Source organism: Pantoea sp. B65, assembly GCF_047308185.1.
Taxonomy (GTDB): domain Bacteria; phylum Pseudomonadota; class Gammaproteobacteria; order Enterobacterales; family Enterobacteriaceae; genus Erwinia.
Genome location: NZ_JAHXPU010000012.1, coordinates 1 through 6,152 on the forward strand (window position 1 = coordinate 1; position 6,152 = coordinate 6,152).

Here is a 6,152-nt window from a genome sequence, read left to right on the forward strand (position 1 = left end):
CCCTTGTATCTTGTTTTCTGTGGTGGTTAGCTACCACTACATGAAACGGAGGCAGATTCAGGCTCCCCTTAAGGCTCTGACCTTCATTCGTAGCATAATCCCTCCGTTTCTCCTTTCACGCCAGCATCTACTCTGAACGGTAACCGGAAGCTCTGACTTCGTATGTACAAGGCAGGATGGCGTGATGGTTTATGTGAAAGGGAGACAACCTCATGATTTATCTCGGCGTTGATATCAGCAAACAAAAATTCGATGTCTGCCTGCTCCCCGAAGGCTCCTCGGGGAAAAAGAAAAGCAAAGTCTTTAAGAATGCACCCGGTGCTGACCGGGAGCTGAAGACCTGGCTGCTCCGGCAGAAGTGTGATCCCGCACAGGTGACCGTGGTTATGGAGGCGACCAGCGTTTATCACGAAAACCTCGCCTTTGCCCTTCATCACGACAGCACCGTAACCGTCTGTATGGCAAATCCGCAGCGGGTGCGCGAGTTCGCAAGAGGCATGGGTATCCTGACCAAAAATGACACCGTGGATGCTTTTGTTCTGGCCTGCTACGGTGAACTGAAACAGCCTGAACCCTGGGTTCCCCCCGCGCCGGAAGTCCGCAAACTGCGGGCACTGTTGCGCCGCCGGGACGCCCTGCAGGAGGATGTGCAGCGCACCCTCAACCGCCTGGAAAAGGCTCTCTCAACGCAGACGCCGCGCGAGGTGATAACATCCCTTAAGCGCACCCGCCAGTGGCTGCAGAAAGAGCTGGAGCGCATAGAGCAGCTTATCGCAGACCATATAAACAACCATCCCGGACTGAAAGAAGATCTCGACCTGCTGAAGTCGATAAAGTGCGTCAAGGATAAAACCGGCCAGATGATGCTGGCAGTTCTGCGCGCAGGAGAGTTCAGGAGCGCTTCGCAGGTGGCGGCGTATCTCGGTCTGGTCCCGGTGGAAAGGTCATCAGGAAGCTCGGTATGGCACAGGCCGCGGATGTCAAAGGCGGGGCCACCGGAAGTGCGTGCAAAGCTGTATGTGGCCGCGCTGAGCGCCATTCGTTATAACGCACAGGGCAAGGCGCTTTATGAGCGGCTGCTTGCCAGAGGCACCGCAAAAAAAGCGGCAGTGGGTGCGGTGATGAGGAAACTGGTGCATCTGTGCTACGGGGTACTGAAGACACGGCAGCCATGGGACGCAAACTATGCAGCTACCGCTTGACGTTCAAGACGGTAGCTACGAAGTATGCGAGTTAGCAACGTCCGCTTTTGGCACGCAGCAGACAAACACGTGACGCTGAACTTCTGCTGAGAGTGAGCAGCGGAACTATGATGTTTAGAAACTGCGCGATTTGCAGTTACGCAATAAAGTAAAGATGGTTAATTCTGATCTGACTGACCTCATCACTGGACATTATTTCCGCATGTGCTCTTTCGTCCTGATTGAAAAGCACGATTTGCACGGAGCGAGTGCAATCAACACGGCAGAGACTGGCACAGGGGCACCAGAGTTGTTTATCCACAGAAACGGGGGATAAGCACATGGGTAATGGACAGAAAGTGCTGTCTGTCGAATCTGCCGGGGATTTATACTGACAGCCATGATCATCACAGAAAGATACGGGATAGCAGATGTCTGTTGAATGGGTGGGTGTGGCTGATAGTGCTGTTAAAATCGGGCTGGGTGCGTTAATCACCATTGTTGGCGGTTGGATTACATTAAAATTAACACACCGCCATGAAATCAGGAAAGAAGCAGTGGCTCAACGACTGCGAGATATAGAGAAAAAAACAGACCGCTATATAGATTTCCTTTCTTCATCGCAATTGCTGATGCAAAAATATCTTTATGATTCATGCGACCCAGGCGGTGAGGATTACACCGATTATATGCGGTTGCATAATATTGTGAGTCTCACATCCACGTCAGAATTGCGAGTCTATGCTTTTGATACTCAGGCAAAAGTATCGAAATTTATCCTGCTCAGAAAACCCAGTGACCTTATTGACTCCTGCCGTGATGCCGCGAGAAATTCCGTTTCTGTGCTTCAGGGGGTAGTGAGTGCAGAATTGCTTCAGGATAAAGCTGCGCTTCAGGGCAAACCACATGCATGGTGGGCGTTCTGGCAGAGGTAAGGCAGAACATGTAGACAGAAGTTCCTGTTTGCCAAGGGGGAAGCAAAATCAGGTCACCGGCGCAGCTGTGCAGAGCGGGTGATGTCACTTTCCCGGAACACCTGTCCGGGCGACACTGCTGGACACGGATATCCCTACCGTTATTTGTTGTAGGTATCAAAGCCTAACTGAAATGCTAGGTCAGCCAGCTCAAGTACAGCCTTATTTCCGTCTGGAATTTTCCTTGCCATCTCATTACGGTACTTAAGATTTGCAATAATGGCATCGTTTATGTTTTCGCCCTTTGCAGCTGCATCACTTCCAATATTGCACATGGAGATCAACTGCTTTTCCGAAGGCCGAAAATCGAAGGCACTGCTTGGTGTAATCATTGCTGCACGGATTAAAGATGAAGCGATGGACTCGCATCGCTCTGCCGCTCCAGCTGCGCTGACATACATGCAGCCAACAATAATGAGAGTAGTAATAACTTTCATTGAGAATCCTGTCTGTTAAGGGTTAGGAATTTTACCAGATGCCACTGCTGGACAGAAACACCTGAACAACCAAAGAGCGCGCAGTTTTATGCCAAAAATTAAACAGCTGTACGTCTGCTCCTTGCACACAGCAGACAAACACGTGACGCTGAAGGTCTGCTGAGAGCGAACAGCGGAAGTTCGCAACTCCAATAACTACACGACTAACATTGAGGATGGTTAATCATCGGGGAGTAGGTCAAATGGACCAGCCCCCCATTCGCTAAGACTAACCGCAGTAACAACTTACGCTTTTGGCCAAAAACTAGCGGTTGTTTCTGACCGATTTCGACCCAAAGTCGCCTGTGGATAATTTTATGACTAAGTATGACTTGACCTGACAGTGGCTGTCAGATGAGTTTGAGCTACCACAGTTTATTGTGCTATTTAAGAGTGACTATCGATGTCGAAAAGTGGTCACCTTTTCTGGATGCCTGCAATTTTCGATTAGGGCCGCGAGAAAATTATCCTCATGTTCATCAGGAAAGAGCTCGGGCGACGATAAACGTTCGGACTCTGGTAGTTCGAAATCGACTCGAATCGCGCCAACAAGATATAAGCCCGCAAGATTAAGCGCGTACGGACCTGATCGGCAGACTACACATGATTGCCTCTTCGGTCGAAGTGGCTGTAGACCATGAAGAACCCGGTCGTGTGCATATACCGCCATTTCATTCTGTTTATGCTTAAACAAGTACAGGATGGACTTCGAACCGTTGCTTCCGACGAATTGGTAATGATCATTGCCAGTATTGGGAGCAAAACGATGACTCGCAAAAAACATTGCTACTCGCAAATCACTGCTTAAATCTAAGTACGGCGAAAACAGTCCGTAGTGCTGCAGAAGAGTATTAAGTAGGTCAGCCAGATTGTGATTCTGGCCCATAATTAAATCCAATCGAACTCGGCCAAAGAGACTCACCAAGGGATCATCTGAATCCTCCATATCTTGTTCTGAATATATCCATTCACCTCGTTTTATGAGTTTGTTTATTCGCCGATCCACTTCCTCGATGTCGAATTGTGAATAGATAATCTTCGACCACTCATGCAAGTTAAGACCATTAAAATGGTGAAATGATTGCGGTTGATTCTGGAGGAGATTTCGCCAAATAGAAGGAATAAGAGATGTTTCGCCAAGCCCTTCGATAAGTAAGTATGGATTTCTGATTGGGCGAGTAATCTCGTAATGCATAATCTGCCCACGGAACAATAGTTTTTCCCCTAGGGACTCCTGGATTTTGTTAACTTTCCTCGTTAATTCTTCGTATGATTTTGCTGTGTTTAAAAAAATATCTCTACGGGAGATCTTACCAGACTTTGCCATCTGATACCATTCGGAAAAATAATCTTTATGAATTCGTGTGGTAAGATCAGAACTGGCTAGAGGTCCGCCATAATAACGATCTATAATTATATCACCATCCATATTCACATATCCTGACGAAATTAGTGCTTCGGCTTCTGCAGTTTGGAGGCCAAGGTCAGAATAAATTTGTCGAGTCTTCTCTAAGTTTGGGGAATAGCAATCGTTCGGCCAATCGAAGTCATCGCTGTAGTAATTCCAATAGTTATTATAATGCGCCATGCGTTTCTTATTTTCCAATAGTGGGTTAATAGTAAAGCCGAGACATACGAGCGTTTTTCACTTCTAGATTATATTTTATAGAAAGCTGTCGAATAACTGTTACTATCACCAATGAGTGTGGCTGTCAACTAAAGCTGATCGCCGAGTTAGAGTTTTTTCCTGTACCGGTTTTCCGATTCGTTTGGTGGTAAGGTGACCCAACGTTATATTCATGCGGCCTTAGCACGCTGTAATACCTAACGATAAGTCCGTCATTGCGTGGGCTGCGTCACTGAAGTTCATGTAACCTATCATCGGCACCCATTCGTTCTTCAGACTACTGAAGAAGCGCTCCATTGGGCTATTATCCCAGCAGTTTCCGCGCCAGCTCATGCTCCGCGAGATCTGGTATCTACACAGTACCTGCCTGCTCGTATAACGACTGCCCTGAATTGAAGTGGTCGACAATATTTGGCTGCAATATGGGAGTTTTAAAACCACTAAAAGTCCGCTCCTGGCACAAAACTGCCTGTAGACAGCTAAGAACGAACAGAAATTTTATGGCCGACACAGTTTTGTTATGTCCATAAGGCCTAGGACTTCGCCAGATAAGGGGATAGAAAATTCTCTACCTCTCGTTTACCAATGCCTAATGTAAAGCTGACCCCTGCATTTTTTAAAATTCTGAGTCCTTCCCCACGGTTTCTAGGGTGCGGGTCTTCCATGGCTACGTAGATATGGCGTGGTTTCAGTTCAGCAAGTGTCAAGGCACAGGAGGGGGTTCTTCCTTGATAGGAGCAGGGTTCAAGTGTGACAAAGATTTCACATTCACCAATTGGAACTGTTAGTTTTGAAATGGCGTCTATCTCTGCGTGATGATGGCCTGGAAGTTGAGTGAAGCCTTAGAAAACTACCGCCCGTTTATGGACAATCACGCACCCTACAGGTGGATTTGGTCTGCAGCCTGGTAAGGCTTGACGTGATTTTCAAGCGCTAACAACATGAATTCTAAATTTTCGCTCATCCGCTTTTATGCCCGAATATGTAAATCATAGAATTACGATTTTCAAACCATCCGGCATGAATGTCTATTATTTAGATTAATTACTCAACAGCTATGACCAACCCCTCGTTAATTAACTCGCACCAACGCTTTGATACGTCAGCTATTGGCACAAAACCGACAGTCAGATGAGGTTTCACTTGGTTCAATAAAAGTATCAGATTAAATAGGGGGTCAGCACGGATAAAGAGATTAATGGCGAATTTGCTTAAGGTCATAGTCAGTCAGGCCGGTCATCGCCAACACTACATTCTGATCCATACCGTTTGAAAGCATGTTACGCGCGATCTCAAGTTGAGTTTTCTGGCGTTCTGCTTCACGGCCCTTTTGCTCACCCAAAATAATCCCTTCCTTCCGTGCTTTTTCTTCGAGCTTTTGTGCGATAGTCATGATTATGTCTCCATGTTGCGGTAAACGCTGCACCAGAGTGCTGATAAAGGCGTCAGGATTTGCCGTATCCCCAACCATTAGCATGTAGTTGAATAACGCCTCCAGCTGTTCGGATGTATTGTAATCCAGCTGCAGCAGCATGACCAGTAGCGGCTCCAGTTCTGCCATATCACGCTGACGGATATGCTTCTGCACCAGTTCCTGCGCGGCAATACGCCGGTGCCTGATAATCTCATCGTCGCTGATCGTTGTAACATCCACCAGCGGAAAATCGCCGCAGTAAAGCTGCCGCGCTGCGTTCGTGTCACTGAATGCATCCATCCAGTTCATGGAATAGGGATAAGGTGCGATTTTACCGTGATAAAACAGGACTGGGATCACCAGCGGCAGTTCCTTTGCCTTTTTATGGTTATCCAGATGCCGCTGCATCGCCGCCAGTGCATAGCGCATCAGGCGGAAGGTCATCAGCCTGTCGGGGGTGCTCTGATGCTCAATCAAACA

General features: G+C 47.6%; 5 protein-coding genes and 1 pseudogene. 2 read left to right on the forward strand and 4 right to left on the reverse strand.

What is annotated here, in order from left to right; translation table 11 throughout:
* Nucleotides 1-212 precede the first annotated feature (212 nt).
* Nucleotides 213-1,202: an IS110 family transposase gene (locus JWF83_RS02585; protein WP_413647956.1), complete on the forward strand. Its 990-nt coding sequence runs from the start codon at nucleotides 213-215 to the stop codon at nucleotides 1,200-1,202.
* A 410-nt stretch (nucleotides 1,203-1,612) separates the two neighbouring features.
* On the forward strand, nucleotides 1,613-2,116 hold the full coding sequence (locus tag JWF83_RS02590; RefSeq protein WP_413648447.1) for a peptidase M14: 504 nt from the start codon (nucleotides 1,613-1,615) through the stop codon (nucleotides 2,114-2,116).
* Nucleotides 2,117-2,256: 140 nt separating this feature from the next.
* On the opposite strand, the gene JWF83_RS02595 is transcribed toward JWF83_RS02590, so the two are convergent.
* The 4 genes and pseudogenes from JWF83_RS02595 to JWF83_RS02610 all read right to left on the reverse strand — a co-directional run.
* Complete coding sequence (locus tag JWF83_RS02595) at nucleotides 2,257-2,592, reverse strand: hypothetical protein (RefSeq protein ID WP_413648448.1); 336 nt, start codon at nucleotides 2,590-2,592, stop codon at nucleotides 2,257-2,259.
* A gap of 436 nt (nucleotides 2,593-3,028) precedes the next feature.
* The gene (locus JWF83_RS02600) at nucleotides 3,029-4,219 is read right to left on the reverse strand and encodes an FRG domain-containing protein (protein ID WP_413648450.1); all 1,191 of its coding nucleotides are present in this window, start codon (nucleotides 4,217-4,219) and stop codon (nucleotides 3,029-3,031) included.
* A 124-nt stretch (nucleotides 4,220-4,343) separates the two neighbouring features.
* Nucleotides 4,344-4,654: pseudogene (locus JWF83_RS02605) on the reverse strand (integrase core domain-containing protein); the annotation flags it as partial.
* Between the two features lie 799 nt (nucleotides 4,655-5,453).
* Nucleotides 5,454-6,152: Rpn family recombination-promoting nuclease/putative transposase (locus JWF83_RS02610; protein WP_413648452.1), on the reverse strand; the 699-nt coding region annotated here is incomplete at its 5' end.

Coding starts and splice junctions, on each gene's coding strand:
- JWF83_RS02600 (WP_413648450.1), bottom strand. CDS start 4,219: ATGGCGCATTATAATAACTATTGGAATTACTACAGCGATGACTTCGAT.
- JWF83_RS02585 (WP_413647956.1), top strand. CDS start 213: ATGATTTATCTCGGCGTTGATATCAGCAAACAAAAATTCGATGTCTGC.
- JWF83_RS02595 (WP_413648448.1), bottom strand. CDS start 2,592: ATGAAAGTTATTACTACTCTCATTATTGTTGGCTGCATGTATGTCAGC.
- JWF83_RS02590 (WP_413648447.1), top strand. CDS start 1,613: ATGTCTGTTGAATGGGTGGGTGTGGCTGATAGTGCTGTTAAAATCGGG.